Origin of the sequence: Streptococcus sp. UBA4344, assembly GCF_002393675.1 — a bacterium.
Lineage (GTDB): Bacteria > Bacillota > Bacilli > Lactobacillales > Streptococcaceae > Streptococcus > Streptococcus vicugnae.
Map to the genome: position 1 here is coordinate 44,795 of NZ_DGTE01000020.1, position 23,265 is coordinate 68,059.

Below are 23,265 nucleotides of genomic sequence, written 5' to 3' on the forward strand. Positions count from 1 at the left end.
AATAATGGTTAAAAAGCTAAAAGATAATCAAGACTATTCTTATGGAGCCCTTTTAAAGGTAATTGGTGCTAGTTTTATTATTGGTATCCTGGTAGGCTGTGTTGACACTGTTTTTGGACGTGTTTTACTACTGCTTAGTGCCTTTAGAGTGGGACATTTTAACTATCTGATTCCATTTTTAGGGTTAGTTGGACTTATGATTGTCTTTTTTTATCAAAAAGCCGATGTACGAGCTAGCCAAGGAATGGGATTAGTTTTTGAAGTTGGTCAGGGGAAAGAAAAAGAAATTCCCTTAGTTATGTTGCCGTTAGTGTCTGTGGCAACATGGTTAACTCATCTTTTTGGAGGTAGTGCTGGTCGAGAAGGAGTAGCCGTTCAACTTGGTGCAACCATTTCACATGCTTTTAGTAAGTTTTTCTCATTTGAAAATAGCTCTCGCATCTTTTTAGTGACTGGTATGGCTGCTGGTTTTGCTGGTTTATTTCAAACACCTTTAGCTGCAGTTTTCTTCGCACTTGAAATCTTAGTTCTTGGCAAGTTACAATTGCCAGCTCTTGTTCCGATGACAATTGCTTCATTTGTCGCAAGCGCAACATCACACGCATTAGGACTAGAAAAATTCTCTCATTTTGTGAATGTTTCTTTGCCTCTTAATGCATCAGTCTTTTGTCGTTTAGCTTTATTAGGAATTATTTTTGGGATAGTGGGAAATGTTTTTGCAGCATTTTTGACTTATGCTAAACAAAAAGCTAAAGAAGTTATGGATAATCCTTATTATCGTATTTTATTTGGTGGTATTCTATTAAGTCTTATTTTCTTAATGCTTTATCATGGACGTTATTCTGGACTTGGAACAAATCTGATTGAGGCAAGCTTTTCTGGAAAAGACATTTACTTTTATGATTGGCTTTTGAAGCTCTTGTTAACAGTGGCCACTTTAGCGGTTGGCTTTCAAGGTGGAGAAGTAACACCGCTCTTTGCTATTGGAGCATCACTTGGTGTGGTTTTGGCTAATATTTTTGGATTGCCAATTGAATTTGTTGCTGCATCAGGTTATATTAGTGTTTTTGGAAGTGCGACAAATACTTTTTTGGCACCGATTTTTATTGGCGGAGAAGTTTTTGGTTTTGTTAATCTTCCTTACTTTGCTTTGGTTATGATTTTTGCCTATAGTCTTAACCGTAAGTACTCTATTTATACAGGGCAAGAAGTCCTTACGTTTTAGTAAAAACACTCAAAAAAATCATTCATTTCGCTTTACAGCTATAGTGATTTTTGGTAAAATACGAAGAGTGTGTAATGGACGCACTAAAATACGGCTAATCCGCTGGGACAAGCACCTAATGATTAGTAAGATAGGAGAATAAATAAATGAATCCATTAATTCAAAGCTTGACTGAAGGTCAACTACGTACTGACATCCCTGCATTCCAACCTGGTGATACTGTTCGTGTTCACGCAAAAGTTGTTGAAGGAAGCCGCGAACGTATCCAAATTTTCGAAGGTGTGGTAATTTCACGTAAAGGTCAAGGGATCTCAGAAATGTACACAGTTCGTAAAATTTCAAGTGGTATCGGTGTTGAACGTACATTCCCAGTTCACACTCCACGTGTAGAAAAAATCGAAGTTGTTCGTCACGGTAAAGTACGTCGTGCTAAACTTTACTACTTGCGTGCATTGCAAGGTAAAGCTGCTCGTATTAAAGAAATCCGTCGTTAATTTTGACGATAAATATTCGATGATAAAAATCTGTCCTAGCGACAGATTTTTTCATAGCTCCCCTTAGTTCAATGGATATAACAACTCCCTCCTAAGGAGTAGTTGCTGGTTCGATTCCGGCAGGGGAGATATAAGCTAGTTAGAAGCTCTTGGTTTCAAGGGCTTTTTTGTTATCATATATAATTTACTCGAAATTTATCCCCAAAAAGTTGCGTATTTTGTTAGAATTATTTTTAGTAAATAGTCTTATTTTTTTGAAATGACATTTAAAAATAGTTGAAAAAATGGATTATTTTTTCTGAAAAATTCTCTTATTTTCACTAGTATTTTTCCTCTATTCTAAATAAAAAATGATATAATATTTTTTGACTAGAAACGAAGGAAGTAAAATGGCAAGAAAAAAATATTCTATTGATAGTCGTATCGACTATTCTGTAATTTTACCTGTTTTTTTTCTTTTGCTAATTGGTTTGGTGGCTGTCTATATTGCAACTTCAAATGACTACCCTGGAACAATTACAAAAGTAATGACACAACAAGGCGTTTGGATTTTCTTAGGATGCGTAGTTGCCTTTGTTGTCATGCTCTTTAGTACCGAATTTTTATGGAAAGTCACCCCTTATTTGTATGTATTGGGATTGGCTTTAATGGTTTTACCATTAATTTTTTACAGTCCAGAATTAGTAGAGTCAACCGGGGCAAAAAACTGGGTAACCATTGGGTCTGTGACCTTATTTCAACCTTCTGAATTCATGAAGGTTTCCTATATTTTGATGCTCGCTAGAGCATCGATTTGGTTCCGACATAAGGTTCCAGAAGATAACTTAAAAAATGATTGGAAGTTACTCGGAATCTTTGCGTTGATTACCTTGCCAGTGATGATTCTTCTTGGTTTACAAAAAGACCTGGGAACAGCTATGGTCTTCTCGGCTATTTTAGCTGGCTTGGTTTTGTTGTCTGGAATTTCTTGGTGGATTATCTTACCTGTTGTTATTGCTGTAACGGTAATCATTGGTGGATTTTTAGCACTTTTTCTATCACCACATGGCAAAGATATTTTCTATGGATTGGGGATGGATACTTATCAAATCAACCGTATTTCGGCTTGGTTAGATCCTTTTTCATACGCTAAGTCAATCGCTTATCAACAAACACAAGGTATGATTTCGATTGGTAGTGGAGGACTTGGTGGTAAAGGTTTTAACGTGATTGATCTTTCAGTCCCAGTTCGTGAAAGTGATATGATTTTCACTGTCATTGCAGAAGATTTTGGCTTTATTGGCTGTGCGGTTATCATGACTTTGTATCTTGTTTTGATTTATCGAATGCTCCGTGTGACTTTTGAATCAAATAATCGATTCTACACTTACATCTCAACAGGATTTATCATGATGATTTTGTTCCATATTTTCGAAAATATTGGCGCAGCTATTGGTATTCTACCTTTGACTGGCATTCCTTTGCCATTCATTTCACAAGGTGGTTCATCATTGATTTCTAATTTGATTTGTGTTGGTTTGATTTTATCGATGAGTTACCAAAATAATTTGCATCATGAGCAAGAAATTGAAGAACATTTCAGAAGAAGTGCACGTTACTAAGTTGGTTTGGGACATTTCCCAAACCTTTTTTAGTGCCAGAAATTGATTAGGTAGAGACTATAAAAAAATGTAAAAATGTGATATAATATTGGTTATGAATTACCATGATTATATCTGGGATTTGGGTGGCACTTTACTCGATAATTATGAAATGTCCACTCAGGCTTTTGTGAAAACTTTAGCTGATTTTGGATGCCAAGCGTCACACGATGACGTTTATGAAAAGCTAAAAGAATCAACAGATGCCGCTGTTAAGAAATTTATCCCAAACCAACCACAATTTTTGAAAGCATATAAGGCATTAGAGGCTGAATATTTGAAAACACCGGTTCTTTTTACGGGCGCCAGCGAAGTTTTGCAGGCAATTGTGGCAAGCGGTGGGAGAAATTTCTTGGTTTCTCATCGAAATAAACAAGTCCTTGATATTTTAGAAAAAACAAAGGTACTCCCTTATTTCACAGAAGTCGTTACCTCAGAAAGCGGCTTTGCTCGTAAACCTAACCCAGAATCAATGTTATACCTTAAGAAAAAGTATAAGATTGATAATGCTTTAGTTATTGGAGATCGTGAAATTGATAAAGAAGCTGGTCAGGCTGCTGGCTTTGATACCTTGTTAGTTGATGGAAAAAAATCCTTATTGGAGATAGTGAAGTAAATGACGGAAGAAAATAAAAATTTAGCAGAATTAGCGAAAGAGTACGATGCCAGTCAGATTCAGGTCTTAGAAGGACTTGAAGCTGTACGTATGCGCCCAGGTATGTATATCGGTTCAACTTCAAAAGAAGGTTTGCACCACTTAGTCTGGGAAATCGTTGATAACTCAATCGATGAAGCCTTAGCAGGATTTGCAACACACATTGAGGTTTTCATTGAGAAAGATAATTCAATTACAGTTGTCGATGATGGACGTGGTATTCCGGTAGATATTCAAGAAAAAACTGGTCGTCCAGCCGTTGAAACAGTCTTTACAGTCTTGCACGCCGGAGGTAAATTCGGTGGAGGCGGTTATAAAGTTTCAGGTGGTCTACACGGGGTAGGTTCATCTGTTGTTAACGCCCTTTCAACACAATTGGATGTTTCGGTTTATCGTGATGGTAAAATCCATTATCAAGAATACCGCCGTGGTCATGTCGTTGATGATTTGAAAGTCATTGGCGATACAGATCGTCACGGAACAACAGTTCACTTTACTCCAGATGGTGAAATTTTCACAGAAACAACAGTATTTGATTTTGATAAATTAGCTAAACGTATTCAAGAACTTGCTTTCTTGAATCGCGGTTTACGTATTTCAATTACTGATAAACGTGAAGGTATCGAACAAGAACAGCATTATCACTACGAAGGTGGTATCTCAAGTTACGTTGAATTTATTAACGAAAATAAAGATGTCATCTTTGATACACCAATTTATACTGACGGTGAAATGGACGGTATCTCAGTTGAAGTTGCTATGCAATACACAACTGGCTATCATGAGACAGTGATGAGTTTTGCGAATAACATTCACACGCATGAAGGTGGTACTCACGAGCAAGGTTTCCGTACAGCCTTGACACGTGTGATTAACGATTATGCTCGTCAAAACAAACTGTTGAAAGAAAAAGACGATAATTTAACAGGTGATGATGTCCGCGAAGGTTTAACAGCTGTTATTTCTGTTAAACACCCTAATCCACAATTTGAAGGACAAACCAAAACAAAACTTGGTAACTCAGAAGTTGTTAAAATTACTAACCGTTTGTTTAGCGATGCCTTTGGACGTTTCTTATTAGAAAATCCTCAAATCGCTAAGAAAATCGTTGAAAAAGGTATTCTTGCTTCTAAAGCTCGTATTGCTGCGAAACGTGCGCGTGAAGTAACACGTAAGAAATCAGGGCTTGAAATTTCAAACCTTCCTGGTAAATTGGCTGACTGTTCTTCAAACGATGCGACAATGAATGAATTATTCATCGTCGAAGGGGACTCTGCGGGTGGTTCTGCAAAATCAGGACGTGACCGCGAGCACCAAGCGATTTTACCAATCCGTGGTAAAATCTTGAACGTTGAAAAAGCAAGTATGGATAAAATTCTTGCTAACGAAGAAATTCGTAGTCTGTTTACTGCTATGGGAACAGGTTTCGGAGCTGATTTTGACGTTACTAAAGCACGTTACCATAAACTTGTTATCATGACCGATGCCGATGTCGATGGTGCTCACATTCGCACGTTGCTTTTGACGTTGATTTATCGTTTCATGCGTCCTGTATTGGAGGCAGGTTATGTTTACATCGCGCAGCCACCAATTTACGGTGTTAAAGTTGGTAGCGAAATTAAAGAATATATCCAACCTGGAGCTAACCAAGAAGTTGAACTACAAGCAGCGATTGAACGTTATAGCAATGGTCGTTCAAAACCATCTGTTCAACGATACAAAGGTCTTGGAGAAATGGATGATCACCAACTCTGGGCAACAACAATGGATCCAGAAAATCGTTTAATGGCACGTGTCTCTGTTGATGACGCTGCCGAAGCAGATAAGATTTTTGATATGCTTATGGGAGATAAGGTTGAACCACGTCGTGAGTTCATCGAAGAAAATGCGGTTTATAGTACGCTTGATATTTAATCGAATATTAACATAAAAATACTGCACACAATCTCTAAGTATGTTATAATCGTAATGTTATAGCTATTTTTTACGATAAAAAAGACAATTTATAAGGAGTTTTAAATGTCGAGCGGAATTATTTTACTGCTTGTAGCAATAGTTGTTTTAGTCATTATTGCTTATTTAGTTGGCGTCATTGTACGCAAACGAAATGATTCATTGATTGCAAGTTTAGAAGAAAGAAAGCAATCGTTATTTGGATTACCAGTCAATGAAGAAGTAGAAGCTGTCAAAAACCTTCATCTTATCGGGCAAAGTCAAACAACATTTCGTGAATGGAACCAAAAATGGGTTGACCTTTCATTAAATTCATTTTCAGATATTGAAAACCATATTTTTGAAGCAGAAGACCTTAATGATAGTTTCAAATTTATCAGTGCTAAACATGAAATTGACAACGTTGAAAGCCAATTGAACTTGGTTGAAGAAGATATTAATGCTATTCGAGAAGCACTTGCTGTTTTGAAAGAACAAGAAGAAAAGAACAGTGCTCGAGTTAAACATGCTTTGGACTTGTATGAAACACTTCAAGCGTCTATTTCAGAAAAAGAAGACAATTTTGGTTCAACAATGTCTGAAGTTGAGAAACAATTGAAGAACATTGAAACTGAGTTCTCTCAATTTGTGACACTTAACTCAACTGGTGACCCGGTTGAAGCGTCAGAAGTGCTTGATCGTGCTGAAGAACACACTATTGCACTTGGTCAAATTTCAGAGCAAATTCCAGCAATTGTTGCTAAATTGGAAGATGATTTTCCAGATCAACTTGATGATTTGGAACAAGGTTACCGTCGTTTGCTTGAACAAAATTATCACTTTGCTGAAAGAGACATCGAATCTCGTTTCCAAGAAGTTCGTGATGCCATTCGTGCAAATTCTTCTGAACTTGTAACTTTGGACTTGGATCGTGCGCGTGATGAAAATGAACACATTCAAGAAAAAATTGATTCATTGTATGAATTGTTTGAACGTGAAATTGCTGCTCACAAGGCTGCGCTTAAAGACAGTAAAATTATTCCAGATTATTTGGCACATGCTAAAGCCAATAATGAAAAATTGGAACACGAAATCAAACGTTTGTCTCACAAATACATCTTGAATGACAATGAAAATCTTAGCCTTCGTTCATTCACTAAGAACTTGGATGAAATTGAACAAGAAACCTTGCCAATCGTTGAAGTATTTGATAATCAAGATAAACCATTCTCAGAACTTCAATTGATTTTTGATCGCACATTGAAAACTCTTGATGCGGTTGAAGAAGGTCAAATGCAAGTCTTTGAACAAGTTAAGAACATTGAACAGATTGAAAGTGTTGCTCGTCAAAGCTTGGATCAATACATTAATCGTTTGCATTCAATCAAACGTTACATGGAAAAACGTAACTTGCCAGGAATTCCTCAAGATTTCTTGAGTGCATTCTTTACAACAAGTAAACAGTTAGAAGTATTGATTGATGAACTTAGTCGTGGACGTATTGATATTGAAGCAGTGTCTCGTTTGACAGACGTTGCTACTGCAGCAATTGCTAATCTTGAAGAAGCAACTTACCAAGTTGTTCAAAATGCAACATTGACTGAACAATTGTTACAATACTCAAACCGTTACCGTAGCTTTGAACCAAGCGTTCAAAGTAGTTTCGAACATGCTTTGCATCTTTTTGAAGTAGACAACGATTATCAAGCATCATTTGATGAAATCTCATATGCTCTTGAAACAGTTGAACCAGGTGTTACTGATCGTTTTGTATCATCATATGAAAAGACACGTGAACAAATTCGTTTCTAAATAAAGTTAAAAAGACAATCCTTGGATTGTCTTTTTTTTTTATACATAATATATTGGTATTTATACAATATTTACAGGAATTTAAATAAATGTAAAAAATCCGAAAATATGGCTTGCTATTTTCAGAATTTTCTTGTAAAATAACTTTAATATAAAAAAGCGACGATAGAAAAAGCCTGAGACAACAGACAGAGAGTGCTTGGTGGTGAGAAAAGCGTGCAATCCTTGGGCGACACATTCTTGAGTGCGTGTGCGAATGCTGCTTTTATCAGTTAGTAGTGCACGACGGGTGATTCCACGTTACGGAATAGAAGTCACGTACTTCATGAGAACAGTCTAGGCGACTGGCTGTTGAATCAGAGGTGGAACCACGTTTTTAACGTCCTTGCAAAGATTTTTTGCGAGGGCGTCTTTTTTATATCAGAAAATAGAAAGGAACATATTATGACAACTATAAAAGGATTGAGAGAGATTAAACCTTATGTTGCCGGAAGTCAACCAAGCGGTGAAAATTTAATTAAATTAAATACAAACGAAAATGCTTACGGACCAAGTCCAAAAGTAGCAGAAGTTTTTGCGCATTTTGACGTCCATCAATTGCGAAAATATTCAACATTAGATCAAAAATCATTGCGTATTGCACTCGCTAAGCAACATGGTCTTGATCCAGATCAAATTATTGTTGGTAATGGTTCTGATGATATTTTATCAATGGCATTCTTAGCATTTTTCAATAGTGATGAACCGGTTCTATTTCCTGATTTGACTTACGGATTTTATAAGGTATGGGCAGATTTATATCGCGTGAATTATCGTGAGGTTCCACTTAATAGTGATTTTGAAATTAATTCAAGTGATTATATTGCTGATAATGGCGGAGTTATCATTACTAATCCAAATGCACCAACTGGAATTTATAAGTCACTTGATGAGCTAGAAAAGATTATTCGTGCAAATCAAGACGTGGTGGTTGTTATTGATGAAGCTTATATCAACTTTGGTGGTGAAACAGCTCTGCCATTGCTTAAAAAATATGAAAATGTCTTCATCACACGTACATTTTCAAAAGATGCCTCTCTTGCCGGTCTTCGTGTTGGTTATGGTATGGGGAGTCCAAAATTAATGGCAGTAATCAATGCCGTTAAAAACTCGGTGAATCCTTACAATGTTGATTTAATTGCTGAAAACTTAGCACTTGCAGCCGTTGAGTCTTGGGATTATTACGAAGATACTTGTCAGAAAATCATGACAACTAGAGATTGGTTTACCAAAGAATTAAGATTTCTAGATTTTACAGTTTTAGAATCCAAAACTAATTTTATTTTAGCGAAATGTCCTAAAAAATGTGCAGGTGATCTATTTAATTACCTGCAAGCAAAAAATATTTATGTCCGTTACTTCCCGAAAGTTGAACGTATTAAAAATCATTTGCGTATTTCAATCGGTAGACAAGATGAAATGGAAGAAGTGCTTAAGGCAATTAAGGATTTTTTAGCACTTTAATGTGAAATGATTTGAGGAGTGATTGAATGAAGAAGACAACATTACCTGTAGGAATGCACGACAAATTATTCAAACGAGCACGTGTGACCTACAAAATTGAACGAGATATTAGTGACTTTTTGATGAGTCAAGGTTTTAATCGCATTGAAACACCTACCTTGGAACATTTCGAAGTCTTTAGTGATACCATTACTAAAAATAATTACAATTTTTTTGATAAAAGCGGTGAACTGTTGACACTTCGGCCAGATATTACCAGTCAAATTGGTCGTGTTATTGCTTCGACGCAAGTTGAAACACCAATCAAATTTTCATATTCTGGCAAAGTTTTTAAATACAATGAAGAAATGCGTGGATTGATGAACGAACACACGCAAGCTGGGATTGAAATTGTTGGTTATCCTGCTAAAGAAGCGGTTTACGAGGCAATTGCTTCAGCGAAAGCGTCACTTGATAAAGCAGATATTCCTTCTTATCAATTTGAATTTTCACATGCAGGAATTTTACAAACGATTTTTGAAGATTTGAATTTGCCAGTTGCGGCCGAAAAAGAATTGGACGTAGCCGTTAAAGATAAAAATATCACACAGCTAAATGAGTTGACTAAGAAGTATCCAAGTGAGTTTGATGACTTTTTGAAAAATTTACCATACCTTTTTGGTGAAAGTCATCAAGTCCTCAACGAAGCTCGTAAGCTTGTTAAAAATGAGGCAATCTTGGCAGCGTTGACAGATTTGGAAGAACTTCTTGAACAAGTTTCTGATATTTTACCAGAAAGTAATATTGATTTGGCGCAGATTCCATCAATGCCATATTACACTGGTGTCATGTTTAAGGTCTTTGGTGATAAGGTTCCAGATGCCTTTGCTTCAGGTGGTCGTTACGATAAACTTTTTGAACGCTTTGAAGCTAAAAAGTTAACAGCTGTTGGTTGGGCAGTTGATATCGATGCTATTTACCAAGCTGTACATGATAGTTTAGAAGGAGGTGCCTGATGGAAAATCAAATTACCATTGCTTTAACCAAAGGGCGTATTGAAAAGGATACGGTAAAACTTTTGGAAAAAGCAGGGTTTGACATGTCATTTATGGCAGACAAGGGCCGCAATTTAATTTTTGAAAGTCCAGATAAGAAATTCCGCTTTTTACTTGTCAAGGCACCAGATGTCACAACTTATGTGCGCCATGGCGTTGCTGATCTTGGTGTAGTTGGTAAAGATTTGTTAATTGAACATCCGATTGGCTATCTTGAAATGTTAGATTTGAATTTTGGTTTGTGTAAATTCTCAGTAGCTTCAACAGATGACTACAAACCACATGACCATAAGCGTAAACGTATTGCCACAAAATACCCAACCATTGCGACCGATTATTTTAATAAAAAAGGAGAAGACGTCGAAATTATCTCTATCCAAGGTAGTGTCGAGATTGCTCCAGTTATTGGCTTAGCGGATGCCATTGTTGATATTGTTGAAACAGGAAATACTTTGGTTGCAAATGGTCTTAAGGTTTACGAAGATATTTGCCGCATCTCTGCTCGCTTAATTGTGAATAAGGCGGCCTTGAAAAATAATCCTGAAATTATGCCATTTATCCAAAAATTGGAAAGTATCGTCGGAAATGAGGAGGTAGCTTTTAAATGAAACGTTTAACAGGAACGACAGAAGAAATTTCAAAAATTCTCTACCAAGAACAACTTGAATTAAGTAAAGAAAATCTTGATGTTGATGATGCGGTTCGCCAAATTTTGGAAGATGTCAAAGAAAATGGAGATAAAGCTCTCAAAGCTTACTCAGAAAAATTTGATAAGATTGTTTTGGATGATTTTGCAGTTGGTCAAGATTTGATTGATCAAGCTTTTGAGGAAATCGACGCTGAAGTTTTAGAAGCGTTAAAAAATGCAAAAGCTAACATTGAAAGTTATCACAAGCAACAATTAGAATCTGGTTTTGAAGATCAACCTACAGACGGTGTCCTACGTGGTCAATTGATTCGTCCAATTGAACGTGCTGGTGTTTATGTCCCAGGAGGAACAGCTGCTTATCCATCGTCAGTTTTGATGAATGTGATTCCAGCGAAAATTGCTGGCGTTAAAGAAATCATTATGATTACACCACCTCAAAAGCATTTCGAACCAGCTATTTTGGTAGCTGCATCGCTTGCTGGTGTTGATAAGATTTACCAAGTTGGCGGTGCTCAAGGTGTTGCTGCATTGGCATATGGTACAGAAACGATTCCTCGAGTAGATAAGATTACTGGACCAGGAAACATCTTTGTTGCGACAGCTAAGAAGATGGTTTATGGCTTGGTAGGAATTGATATGATTGCGGGACCTTCTGAAATTGGAGTGATTGCAGACAGCTCAGCTAATCCTAAATACGTTGCTGCAGATTTGCTTTCTCAAGCTGAACATGACGTGCGTGCTCGTGCAATTTTGGTGACTGATTCAGCTAGATTAGCTGATGCTGTTGAAAAAGAGATTGATGAACAGTTTAAAGCTTTGCCACGTGAAGAAATTGCGCGTGCGTCAGTTGTAAATAATGGTCGTATTATTATTGCTGATTCTGTTGAAGCTATGTTTGATTTGATGAACCAGGTCGCTCCAGAGCATTTGGAATTAGCAATGGACAATGCTTACGATTACCTTGATAAAGTTCAAAACGCTGGTTCAGTTTTTTTAGGTCATTTTACAAGTGAGCCTATTGGAGATTACTATGCTGGTGCTAACCACGTCTTGCCGACAACAAGCACTAGTCGCTTTTCATCAGCACTAGGAGTGCATGATTTTGTAAAACGAATTCAATACATGCAATACTCTAAGGATGCTGTCAATGCTGCTAGTCACGATATAACAACGCTTGCTTATGCAGAAGGTTTGCAAGCTCACGCTAAAGCAATCGAGGTGCGTCATGACTAAAGTAAATGGTTTATTGGTAATGGATGTGGATTCAACCCTCATTCAAGAAGAAGGCATTGATTTATTAGGTGAAGAAGCAGGTGTTGGTGCAAAAATTGCTGATATCACTGCACGTGCCATGAATGGTGAGTTAGATTTCAAACAAGCTTTAGATGAACGTGTTGGTTTGCTAAAAGGCTTGCCTGAAAGTATCTTTGACAAAGTACTTGCTCGTATGCATTTTACAAATGGTGCTGAAAAATTGGTAGCTGAGCTTCATCGTCGTGGTTATAAGGTGGCTGTTGTGTCAGGTGGTTTCCATGAAACTGTAGATGTTTTAGCAAAGCGCATCGGTCTCGATTATGTCAAAGCTAATCGCTTAGAAGTCAAAGATGGATTTTTGACAGGAAAAGTTCTTGGTGACGTGGTTACAAAAGACGTTAAGAAAGCAAGTCTTATTAAATGGGCAGCTGAAAATGATTTGGAATTACGTCAAACCATTGCAATGGGTGATGGTGCTAATGATTTGCCAATGATTAAAACAGCTGGCATTGGGGTTGCTTTTTGTGCTAAGCCAATTGTTCGAAAAGAAGCACCTTACCAAATTAATGAAGCAGATTTATACAAGGTTATTGATATTTTAGATAATCAAGATAAGTAAAGTAACTCATTATAAATGATTGAAGGAAAAGGAGTTATTATGAGACAAGCAGAAATTGAACGTAATACCTTTGAAACCAAAATTAAATTGAGTCTCAACTTGGACGCTCAAGAACCAGTTGATATCGATACTGGTGTTGGTTTCTTTGACCATATGTTAACCCTTTTTGCAAGACATAGTCGCATTTCTCTTGTGGTTAAAGCTGATGGAGATCTTTATGTCGATAGTCACCACACTGTTGAAGATGTGGGAATTGTCTTAGGGCAAGCATTGAAAGAAGCTTTGGGAGATAAAGCAGGTATCAATCGCTATGGTACGTCTTTTGTTCCTATGGATGAAACATTAGGAATGGCAAGTCTTGATTTGTCAGGGCGTAGTTACCTTGTTTTTGACTGTGAATTTGACAATCCCAAACTTGGTAATTTTGATACTGAACTCGTTGAGGAATTCTTCCAAGCTTTTGCATTCAATGTTCAAATGAATTTGCACTTGAAGATTTTGCATGGTAAAAATAACCACCATAAATCAGAAAGTTTGTTCAAAGCAACTGGACGCGCTCTTCGTGAAGCTATCACGATTAACCCTGATATTCATGGTGTTAACTCAACAAAAGGTTTACTTTAATAGAAAGGAAGATCAGCCGAAACGCCTTTACTTAGTGGTGTTTACAAGGTTTGATAACTGAGCTAATGATTATTGTGATTGATTATGATGCAGGAAATACTGCTAATGTTTTAAGAGCTTTGAAAAAAATTGGTGTTGAGGCTGAATTATCTAGCAATCCAACTAAAATTTTGGCTGCCAGTGGTTTGATTTTACCAGGTGTTGGTGCTTATCCGGCAGCTATGGCTGAGCTAAGTAAACGTGGCTTGGTTCCAGTGATTAAGGAAGCTGTTGCTAAAGGGACACCTTTATTAGGAATTTGTCTTGGCATGCAAGTTTTAACTGAGGTTGGTTTAGAACACCAAGAAACAGCTGGTCTTGGTTTTATTCCAGGCGTTTGTCGTGAAATACAAGCAACTAAAGCTAAGCCTGTACCACATATGGGCTGGAATAATTTGACGATTAAACACACTAGCCCATTAACAGAAGGACTAGAAAATCAATCTGTCTATTTTGTGCACAGTTACTTTACAGATGTTCCGAAAGAATACATTGATGTGACAGCTGATTATGGCATTGATGTGCCAGCTATGATTCACAAAGATAATGTCTATGGAGCACAGTTTCACCCAGAAAAATCTGGCGATGTTGGTTTGGGTATACTTAAAAAGTTTATTGCTCTATGTGAAAAATAAATCAGCTATTGAGATTTAAAAGTATCTTTTAGGTATAGTGTTAAAAAAGAAAAGGAGTTTAATGATGCAGATTCTTCCAGCTATTGATATTAAAGAAGGGCAGGCGGTTCGTCTTTTTAAAGGTGATTTTAATCAAAAGACTATTGTTAACCCTGATGTACTTGGGCAAGCTAAAATTTTCGCTCAAGCTGGCATTGAATTTATTCATGTTGTGGATTTAGATGGTGCTCTTGATGGTAGAGCTACTAATCGTGATTTGATTGCCAAATTAAAAAAAGAATCTGGCCTTGGCGTTGAAGTCGGTGGTGGCATTCGTACGCTTGAACAGATTGAAGATTATTTGGCTGTGGGTATTGACCGTGTGATTATCGGATCAATGGCAGTGAAGAATCCAGATTTTGTTAAAGCAGCTTTAGAAAAGTTTGGTAGCGATAAAATTGTTGTCGGTATTGATGCTAAAAATGGTTACGTAGCCACTGAAGGTTGGTTAGAAACAAGTAATGTTGACTACATTAGTTTAGCTAAAGCTATGGAAAAAATTGGGGTGACTCTCTTTGTTTACACCGATGTAGATCGAGATGGGACACTAACAGGACCTAATTTTGAACACTATGAGCGCTTGGTTGCTGAATTAACAACGGCTAAAGTCATTGCTTCAGGTGGTATTGCTGAGAAGGGTGATTTAGTGAAATTACAAGAAATTGGTGTTGCTGGGACAATCGTTGGTAAAGCTTACTATAATGGCAATATTAGTCTTGAAGAATTGAAAGCTTTTGGAGGATAGTCTATGCTGAAAAAACGCATTATTCCTTGTCTTGATGTAAAAGATGGGCGTGTGGTTAAAGGAGTTAATTTTGTTAATTTAACCGATGTTGGAGATCCTGTTGATGCCGCGCGTGCCTACTATGAAGCTGGTTGTGATGAATTGGTTTTCTTAGACATTACAGCGACACACGAAAAACGTGATACGACGGTTGATATGGTGAGACGCGTTGCTGACCAAGTTTTTATTCCATTTACAGTTGGTGGAGGTATTCGCTCTGTCGAGGATATGAATAAAATGCTTAAAGCTGGTGCTGATAAAGTGGCGGTTAACTCATCAGCGGTAGCTAATCCGCAATTGATTAAAGATTGTGCTGAAAAGTTTGGTAATCAGTGTGTTGTTTCAGCTATTGATGCTCGAAAAGAAGAAGATGGCACTTGGCATGTCTATGTTGCTGGTGGTCGTAAGGATACAGGCATTGATTTGATTGAATGGGCAAAAAAAGTTGTTAGTCTTGGTGCTGGTGAAATTCTTCTCACTAGTATGGATAAAGATGGTACTAAATCAGGGTTTGATTTAGATATGTTAAATGCAGTTGCTGATGTGGTCAATGTTCCTATTATTGCTTCTGGGGGAGCTGGAAATATTGAGCACATGGTAGAAGTATTTGAAAAGACAACAGCTACAGGTGCTTTAGCTGCATCGATTTTCCACTATGGAGAAGTATCGATTGCTGACACCAAATCAGCCATGACCAAAGCTGGAATTGAGGTGAGACAATGAGTGATATTAAACTTGATTTTGCTAAACAAGGCGGTCTTCTTCCTGTAATTGTTACTGATTATCAGACTGGGCAAGTGTTAATGCTTGCTTACATGAATGAAGAAGCTTACCGTTTAACATTAGAGACAAAACAAATGCATTATTGGAGTCGCTCACGAAATGAACTTTGGCATAAAGGAGCAACAAGTGGTCATTACCAGTATGTTAAGTCAATTAAGACGGATTGTGATTGTGACACTTTGCTTGTAGCAGTTAAGCAAGAAGGTGCTGCCTGCCATACTGGAGCTTATAGCTGCTTTTTCAATGATATTTTGTAAAAGACAGAAAGGACTGGAAAATGTTAGAAACATTATACAAAGAAGCTTTAGACCGTAAGGAAAATCCTAAAGAAGGCTCTTATACGAATTATCTTTATAATAAAGGCTTAGATAAGATTTTGAAAAAAGTCGGTGAAGAAGCAACCGAAGTTGTTATTGCAGCTAAAAATGCTGATAAAGATGAAATTGCTAATGAAACAGCAGATGTTTTATATCATTTGGCAGTTATGCTAGTTGAAACTGGTGTTACTACTGATGATGTCGAAGCTGTTTTAGAGGCTCGTCAAGGCAAAAAGAGCAATGTTCACGACCGACCAGAAATTACAAATTATTAAGTTAAAAAAAGGGTAGAAAAAGTTCTACCCTTTTTTATTGTGTCCAAAAGCAATCGATTGCACTCTGTTTTTCTTAGTATCTAATTATTTACCATAAAAACTATTTTTAAATATAATATTTATTTTACGAAAACGCTTGCGTAAATATAAAGTATTTTGTATACTGAAAGCATAAAATACTACTAATTTAAGACGGAGGTCTTCAATGAAAAAGATAAGTCGACTTTCTTTCCCAGAAAAGCGAGAGTGCTTTGGGATTCGTAAGCTAAAAGTTGGTGTCGCTTCGGTTGCAATTGCGACTGCACTTTTTTGGGGCGCTGGGATAACAAGCGTTTCTGCAGATCAGGTAAATGCCCAGCTAGCAGCTGAAGAGGAAATGAGTGATAACTTGCTTTCTGTGACTGAGCAGCAAAAAACTTCTGAGTTTACTGAGGTAGTTAATCAGACCTTAAACACAGAAACTAACGAGCCAACTAACTCGGTTGATGAGACTGAGTCTCAGCCAACAGTTGCTGCAGAACAAGAAGTTGAACAAGATTTACAAACTTCAGAAGCTACTTCAAAAAGTCAAGGTAATCAAGCTGTTAATGAGCTAAGTAATTCAGAAACAGTAGGTCCAGAGTCTTCTACTAGTGAAACCACTACTGAGACTGCTAATCAGATTAATCTTCTAAATTCTCCTCAATCTGACAGTCAAGTATCAAATCCTCCGATTGCTGAAAATACGATTCGAGTTCACTTCCAAGCAGTAACAGATGATAATTATGCGCAGTATGGCTTGTGGACTTGGGGTGCTGTAGCTGAACCTTCTGATGGTAATAATTGGCCTGCAGCAGCAACGCCATTTTCTGCTAATCAGAAAGATGAATTTGGTTACTACATTGACCTTAAGCAAGCGGCAAGTCACGGTGACATTGGCTACCTTTTACTAAAAAATGGTGAGAAGACTAGTGATTCAGACCAAAGCATTAAACCTTTATCAAAAGATGCTAATGAAGTTTGGGTTACTTCAGATTTTACGACTTATAGCTATAAGCCTTTAGCTGATGACCGTATTATTCGTATTAACTACAAGCGCGATGATGGTAATTATGATGGCTGGGGCCTGTGGGCTTGGGGAGATGTGGCTTCGCAATTTGGCACATGGCCAACAGATGCTCTTGATTTCACACAAGAAGGAGCTTACGGTCGTTATATTGATCTACCTCTGTCAAAATTGTTAGATTCTAATATTGGTTTCTTGTTAGTTAATCAAAATGATCCTGACAAGTCTGGTAATAAAACTCTTGATATGGCCTTTTCTGATCGAGAGATTCATAGTCAGATTTTCTTACATAATGACGATGCCACAGTCTATACGAATCCTTATTATGTAGCTACGGTTACAGGACAGGACTTTTCAAAAGCTACCCCTGGAGTACACAATGTTTCAGTAGCAGCAAGTAGTTACCGTCCGTTTAATTATAATGAAACCGATTTGATTGATGTGACAGTTACTAATCCGGAAAATGTTGACATCACGCGCATGCAAGTTGATACGACTCAAATCGGTGGTGGTATTATTGAAATGTCACCTGAGCTCAATCGTGTAACGATTACGGCAACTTCAGATACTCAACCCGGAAATTATAGTCTTCCTGTTCGAGTCTTTGATAAAGATAATGGTTATTATGATACGACGGTTTCGGTCACTGTAACCAAGCGAGTTAAACAGGCTAATGAAGTCGACTGGGATGAACAAGTGATTTACTTCATGTTGACTGACCGTTTTTACAATGGTGATCCAAGCAATGATGATCCTTATCATCAAGACTACGCTAAAGCTGTCAATCAGGCAGGTGTGTACAAAGGTGGTGATTTTAAAGGGGTTACCGCTAAACTTGATTACCTCAAACAATTAGGCGTAACAAGTATCTGGGTAACACCAATTGTTGAAAATGTTCCACAAAATGTTAGCACTGAAGCTGGTAAAGAGTATTATGCTTATCATGGCTATTGGGCTGATGATTTTGAAAAACTCAACCCTCATCTTGGAACACTTGATGATTTCCATGAATTAATTGATCAGGCTGCCGAACGTGGCATTAATATCATTGTTGATGTGGTACTAAATCACTCAGGTTATGGTACAGAAGATAAATTTGCTGGTATGGTACGTACACCAGAAGAAGATAAAGGCGATGATATTCAAGGGTCACAATCTGGCCTACCTGATTTTAAAACAGAAGAGAAAGCTGTGCGAGAGCAATTAGTTGCTTGGCAAACAGCATGGCTTGAAAAATCTACAACAGAAAAAGGAAATAGTATCTACGCTTTTCGTGTCGACACTGTTAAACACGTTGATGATACGACATGGCAATATTTTAAAAATGAGCTAGCGCTAAAAGATGCTGATTTCCACTTGGTTGGAGAAAGTTGGGGTGCCAATTACAAAGATACCAAGGGTGATTTAGGCACTGGTAGCATGGATAGTTTGCTTGATTTTGGGTTTAAAGATATTGCTAAGTTGCTAGTTAATGGTCGCTTGAAAGATGCAAATGATGAATTGATTGCCCGAAATGATGCGCTTACTAGTGCTTATACCTTGGCACAATTTCTAGGTAGCCATGATGAAGATGGTTTCTTGTATAGCATTGGTGGTGATTTAAATAAACTCAAATTAGCAGCAACGCTTTTGTTAACTGCTAAAGGGCAACCAGTCATTTATTATGGTGAGGAGCTAGGGCAATCTGGTGCTAATAACTGGCCTTACTATGATAATCGTTATGAATTTGATTGGAATGATGTAACTGATAATGAAGTTTTAGAGCACTATCAAAAATTATTAGCCTTCCGTCGTGATAACAGTGAATTGTTGGCGCGTGGTAGTCACAGTACAGTAGCAGTTAATGATAGCCAAGGCTGGCTTCTTGCCAAACGAGCAAATGACTCAGATGCAGCTTATATTTTGTACAATTTGAAAGACCAGTCACAAAAGCTTCATTTGCTTTTGACTGAGGCAGCAACGGTGACTGATTATTACACAGGAGCAACTTATCAAGCTCTCCTTGGACAAGATGGTCAGTATTATCTTGATATTGAAGCGCCAGCCATTTCAAAAGGTGGTACCATGTTACTAAAAGTGTCTGCAGGTGCTATTACACAGGCTTTTATCGCTCAGACAGAAGAAGAGCCAATTGCTGAAAATACGCTGCGCGTTCATTTTAAGACTTTGCCATCAGATGATTTAGCTAGCCTTGGTTTATGGACTTGGGAAGATGTTGAACACCCATCAGAATCTTGGCCAAACGGAGCTCTTAATTTTTCAAATGCTAAACGTGATGCTTATGGTTATTATCTTGATGTGAAATTGGTAAATGCTAATCGTCACAAGGTTGGACTGTTAATCAATAATAGCAAGGGTGATAATGTTTCAGGTGACAAATTAGTTAATCTCATTAGCCAGGACATGAATGAGGTTTGGTTTGATGAAAATTACAATGCTAATTACTATGCTCCACTTGAAAAAGGAAAAATTCGGATTAATTATTATCGTAGCGATGGTAATTACAAGAATTTAGCGATTTGGCTATGGGGTAGTGCAGACGGTTCAATCACTTCTCGTATGGGGGCTTGGCCTGATGGAGTTGATTTTGAAAATTTTGGCAAATATGGTGCCTATATTGATGTTCCTTTAGCTGATTTCAATGAACTTGGTTTCTTGCTTCTTGATGAATCAAAAGAAGGCGATGCGGCTAAGATTCAACCAGACAATTACACTTTTAAAGATTTAGCTAATCAAACACAAATTTTCTTGAAAGATGAGGATAAGACTATTTATACGAATCCATATTTTGTAAGCACTGTTCGCTTAACATCAGCACAACAAATTAGTCAAACAGAACTTTCAGCAATTATCAGCAACTTAGCAGATGCTGATAAAGATAACCTTTTAGAAAATCTTAAAGTAAGCGATAAAGATGGTAATCCTGTTGCGATTACAGCTATTAGTCTAGATGCTGCAAGCAATAAAGTAACCATTACAGGTGATTTTTCAGCAGCAACAACTTATACTGTAAGTTATGCTGAAGATCACTATCAAGCCAAAAGAAGTTGGCAATACATGGATTCACAATACGCTTATGACGGTGAATTGGGAGCGCGTGTTTCTGAAGAAGGAGCGCGTGTTGATTTGACTGTTTGGTCTCCAAGTGCTGACAGTGTTTCACTTGTACTTTATGATAAAAATGACCAAACAAAAGTTCTTGGTAAAGTTGCCATGGCAAAAGGTGATAAGGGCGATTGGTCTGTGACATTGACACCAAGTCTTGGTTTAGGAATTACTGATTATCGTGGTTATTATTACCATTATGAAATCACTCGTGGTGAGGATACTGTTTTAGCACTTGATCCTTATGCTAAGTCACTAGCTGAATGGAATAGTGACTTAATAGGAGCAGATCCATCATATAAGGTTGCTAAAGCAGCTATTGTCGATACAAGTGCTATTGGTAATCAAGACATGACTTATGCAGATATTAAAGGTTACACAGCTCGTGAAGATGCCATTATTTATGAAGCACATGTCCGTGACTTTACATCTGACACAGCGATTTCAGAAGAGCTTCGTAATCAATTTGGGACATTTGCGGCATTTGCTGAAAAATTAGATTATCTCCAAAGTCTAGGTGTCACTCATATTCAATTGTTACCAGTGATGAGTTATTACTATGTTAATGAAGCAATTAATAGTCAACGATTAACTGATTATGCTTCAAGTAATACAAACTATAATTGGGGCTACGACCCACAAAGCTATTTTGCTTTGACAGGGATGTATTCTGAAAATCCATCAGATCCAGCTAAACGTATTGCTGAATTTAAGAATCTCATCAATGAAATTCACAACCATGGCATGGGCATTATCCTGGATGTTGTTTATAATCACACAGCAGATCTTGCTATTCTTGAAGATTTAGAGCCAAATTATTATCACTTCATGGAAGCAGATGGCAAAGCTAAGACAAGCTTTGGCGGTGGTCGTCCAGGAACAACTCACTACATGACTCGACGTATGGTCTTGGATTCTATTGCCTATTGGACAAAAGAATTCAAAGTAGATGGTTTCCGTTTTGATATGATGGGAGATTTGGATGCCCAAACTGTTCAGATGGCTTATGATATAGCAAAAGCCTTGAATCCAAATGTTATTATGCTTGGTGAAGGTTGGATAACTTATGCAGGTGATGCTAATGATAGTCGTCAACCAGCTGACCAAACTTGGATGGCACACACAGATAGTGTTGCTTCTTTCTCTGATGATATTCGTAATCTCCTTAAATCAGGTTATCCAAGTGAAGGTTTACCATGTTTTATCACTGGTGGGGTAAAAGATTTACAAGAACTCTTTAACACTATCAAAGCTCAGCCAAATAATTTCACAGCGGATGATCCAGGTGATGTAATTCAATACATTGCGGCTCACGATAATTTAACGCTTCACGATATTATTGCCAAATCAATCCATAAAGATCCATCAGTTGCTGAAAATGAATCTGAGATTCTACGTCGTCAACGTTTGGGAAATCTTATTATCTTAACTTCTCAAGGAACAGCCTTTATTCATTCAGGTCAAGAATATGGCCGCACCAAACAATTCCGTGACGAAGCCTATAAGACTCCTGTTTCTGCTGATAAAGTACCAGAAAAATCAGATTTACTAACCAACTTAGATGGCACACCATTTGACTATCCATATTTCATCAGTGATTCTTATGACTCAACTGATGCGATTAATCATTTTGATTGGACAAAGGCGACAGATAAAACAGCTTATCCAGAACATGCGAAAACACAAGCTTATACAAAAGGTCTGATTGCTCTACGTCGCTCAACTGACGCCTTTACCCTTAAAACTAAGGAAGAAGTTGATAGCAAAGTTAAACTAATCACTGTACCAAATGAAAATGGTGTAGGTCAAGAAGATTTGATTATTGCCTATCAAACACAAGCAAGTAACGGAGATATTTATGCTGTCTTTATCAACGCTGATAGTAAAGCGCGTGATATTGTTTTATCAGATGCCTATAAAGCTTTATTGAATGCTGAAGTAGTTGCAGATAGTGAACAAGCTGGTTCAAGTGCGATTTTAAATCCAAAAGGTGTGTCATTTACAGAAAATAGTGTGACACTTGATCCCTTAACAGCAACAATTTTACGTTTGAGAAAAGCTAGTGCTGAAACTGAGCGAACTCTTTATGACCAAGCGAGTGGTGTTAGTGTTGTTTTAGCGCCAGGTGAGCGTGAAGATATCAAAAAAATTGAAGTAAGTCATCAAGAAACTAACGATGCTAAAACACCAGAAATTTTAACTGGTGACGATTATGATTTGTTTGATATTCAACCAACAGATGATGAAGGTCATGTGTTGGATATCACCAAAACAGCTCGTGTCATTTTACCGGTTGATGCTGGTAAAACAATTTCAGAAGTTTTTTATCTGCCAGTTAATGGTCAGCCTCAATCTCTTACATTCCAACTAATGAATAGAGTTATTGATGGTCACCTTGTAACATTTGCAGTCTTTGATGTAGACCACTTTAGTCAGTATGGTATTGTTTATCAAGATAAAATCGCAGAAAATGAAGTGTCTACTGATTCTAATCAAGCGTCACAAGCCTTAGAAACTGCACAAAATCAAAATAAAGCTGTATTTGATGCTCTTAATAATCTTGAAACTGCTAAGGTAGTTGAAAATAGCACAGGTGCTTTGCCAGAAACAGGTCAAAGAAATAGCAATGTTTTAAGCTTTGTAGGTCTTCTAAGCTTGGCAAGTTTAGCAGTGTTAGAAGTAAAAAGACATAAGAAAAATGGCTAAACTATGATTATGTACTCTGACTAAAATTCATTACAATCCCCTTTCTTGTATGAAAGGGGATTTTTGTATAGCTTCATGTTTTTGTAACCTCTTTTG

At 37.3% G+C, this 23,265-nt stretch carries 18 protein-coding genes and 1 tRNA gene; all 19 read left to right on the forward strand.

The features are described 5' to 3' along the window. Nucleotides 1-4: 4 nt before the first annotated feature. The 19 genes from B4D49_RS03490 (at nt 5) to B4D49_RS03580 (ending at nt 23,169) form a co-directional block, all read left to right on the forward strand. Nucleotides 5-1,225, forward strand: a complete 1,221-nt coding sequence (locus tag B4D49_RS03490) for a chloride channel protein (RefSeq protein ID WP_286783186.1) — start codon at nt 5-7, stop codon at nt 1,223-1,225. 146 nt (nt 1,226-1,371) lie between these two features. Continuing rightward, on the forward strand, nt 1,372-1,719 hold the full coding sequence (gene rplS, locus B4D49_RS03495; protein WP_021142699.1) for a 50S ribosomal protein L19: 348 nt from the start codon (nt 1,372-1,374) through the stop codon (nt 1,717-1,719). 57 nt (nt 1,720-1,776) lie between these two features. Beyond that, nucleotides 1,777-1,848, forward strand: a tRNA-Arg gene (locus B4D49_RS03500). A 260-nt stretch (nt 1,849-2,108) separates the two neighbouring features. Then, nucleotides 2,109-3,320: an FtsW/RodA/SpoVE family cell cycle protein gene (locus tag B4D49_RS03505; protein ID WP_286783187.1), complete on the forward strand. Its 1,212-nt coding sequence runs from the start codon at nt 2,109-2,111 to the stop codon at nt 3,318-3,320. Nucleotides 3,321-3,414: 94 nt separating this feature from the next. Continuing rightward, the gene (locus B4D49_RS03510) at nt 3,415-3,975 is read left to right on the forward strand and encodes an HAD-IA family hydrolase (RefSeq protein WP_132869902.1); all 561 of its coding nucleotides are present in this window, start codon (nt 3,415-3,417) and stop codon (nt 3,973-3,975) included. Further along, entirely contained in the window at nt 3,976-5,928 is a 1,953-nt protein-coding gene (gyrB, locus tag B4D49_RS03515) for a DNA topoisomerase (ATP-hydrolyzing) subunit B (protein ID WP_074481501.1), read from the forward strand. 105 nt (nt 5,929-6,033) lie between these two features. Beyond that, a complete protein-coding gene (ezrA, locus tag B4D49_RS03520) occupies nt 6,034-7,758 on the forward strand; it encodes a septation ring formation regulator EzrA (RefSeq protein WP_286783188.1) in 1,725 nt (574 codons plus the stop codon). A gap of 444 nt (nt 7,759-8,202) precedes the next feature. Further along, entirely contained in the window at nt 8,203-9,261 is a 1,059-nt protein-coding gene (gene hisC, locus B4D49_RS03525) for a histidinol-phosphate transaminase (protein WP_286783189.1), read from the forward strand. Nucleotides 9,262-9,287: 26 nt separating this feature from the next. After that, entirely contained in the window at nt 9,288-10,256 is a 969-nt protein-coding gene (locus B4D49_RS03530) for an ATP phosphoribosyltransferase regulatory subunit (RefSeq protein ID WP_286783190.1), read from the forward strand. Then, nucleotides 10,256-10,903 (forward strand): ATP phosphoribosyltransferase, encoded by a 648-nt coding sequence (gene hisG, locus B4D49_RS03535; RefSeq protein ID WP_074481505.1) that lies wholly within the window; start codon nt 10,256-10,258, stop codon nt 10,901-10,903. Before B4D49_RS03530 ends, hisG begins: the two co-directional genes overlap by 1 nt. Continuing rightward, nucleotides 10,900-12,177: a histidinol dehydrogenase gene (gene hisD / locus B4D49_RS03540; protein WP_286783191.1), complete on the forward strand. Its 1,278-nt coding sequence runs from the start codon at nt 10,900-10,902 to the stop codon at nt 12,175-12,177. Before hisG ends, hisD begins: the two co-directional genes overlap by 4 nt. After that, nucleotides 12,170-12,817, forward strand: a complete 648-nt coding sequence (serB, locus tag B4D49_RS03545; RefSeq protein WP_286783192.1) for a phosphoserine phosphatase SerB — start codon at nt 12,170-12,172, stop codon at nt 12,815-12,817. The genes hisD and serB overlap by 8 nt, the downstream gene beginning before the upstream one ends. A gap of 39 nt (nt 12,818-12,856) precedes the next feature. Next, nucleotides 12,857-13,441, forward strand: coding sequence for an imidazoleglycerol-phosphate dehydratase HisB (gene hisB, locus B4D49_RS03550; protein ID WP_286783193.1), 585 nt, complete (start codon nt 12,857-12,859; stop codon nt 13,439-13,441). A gap of 65 nt (nt 13,442-13,506) precedes the next feature. Beyond that, the gene (hisH, locus tag B4D49_RS03555; protein ID WP_132869326.1) at nt 13,507-14,115 is read left to right on the forward strand and encodes an imidazole glycerol phosphate synthase subunit HisH; all 609 of its coding nucleotides are present in this window, start codon (nt 13,507-13,509) and stop codon (nt 14,113-14,115) included. Between the two features lie 64 nt (nt 14,116-14,179). Beyond that, nucleotides 14,180-14,899, forward strand: a complete 720-nt coding sequence (gene hisA, locus B4D49_RS03560) for a 1-(5-phosphoribosyl)-5-[(5-phosphoribosylamino)methylideneamino]imidazole-4-carboxamide isomerase (RefSeq protein ID WP_199543591.1) — start codon at nt 14,180-14,182, stop codon at nt 14,897-14,899. Between the two features lie 3 nt (nt 14,900-14,902). Beyond that, on the forward strand, nt 14,903-15,661 hold the full coding sequence (gene hisF, locus B4D49_RS03565) for an imidazole glycerol phosphate synthase subunit HisF (RefSeq protein ID WP_132869325.1): 759 nt from the start codon (nt 14,903-14,905) through the stop codon (nt 15,659-15,661). Then, on the forward strand, nt 15,658-15,978 hold the full coding sequence (gene hisI, locus B4D49_RS03570; protein ID WP_132869324.1) for a phosphoribosyl-AMP cyclohydrolase: 321 nt from the start codon (nt 15,658-15,660) through the stop codon (nt 15,976-15,978). The genes hisF and hisI overlap by 4 nt, the downstream gene beginning before the upstream one ends. A gap of 20 nt (nt 15,979-15,998) precedes the next feature. Next, on the forward strand, nt 15,999-16,313 hold the full coding sequence (gene hisE / locus B4D49_RS03575) for a phosphoribosyl-ATP diphosphatase (protein ID WP_132869323.1): 315 nt from the start codon (nt 15,999-16,001) through the stop codon (nt 16,311-16,313). A gap of 205 nt (nt 16,314-16,518) precedes the next feature. Then, nucleotides 16,519-23,169 carry a pullulanase gene (locus B4D49_RS03580; protein WP_286783194.1) on the forward strand — a complete coding sequence of 2,217 codons (6,651 nt, stop codon included), beginning with the start codon at nt 16,519-16,521 and terminating at the stop codon, nt 23,167-23,169. Nucleotides 23,170-23,265 lie beyond the last annotated feature (96 nt).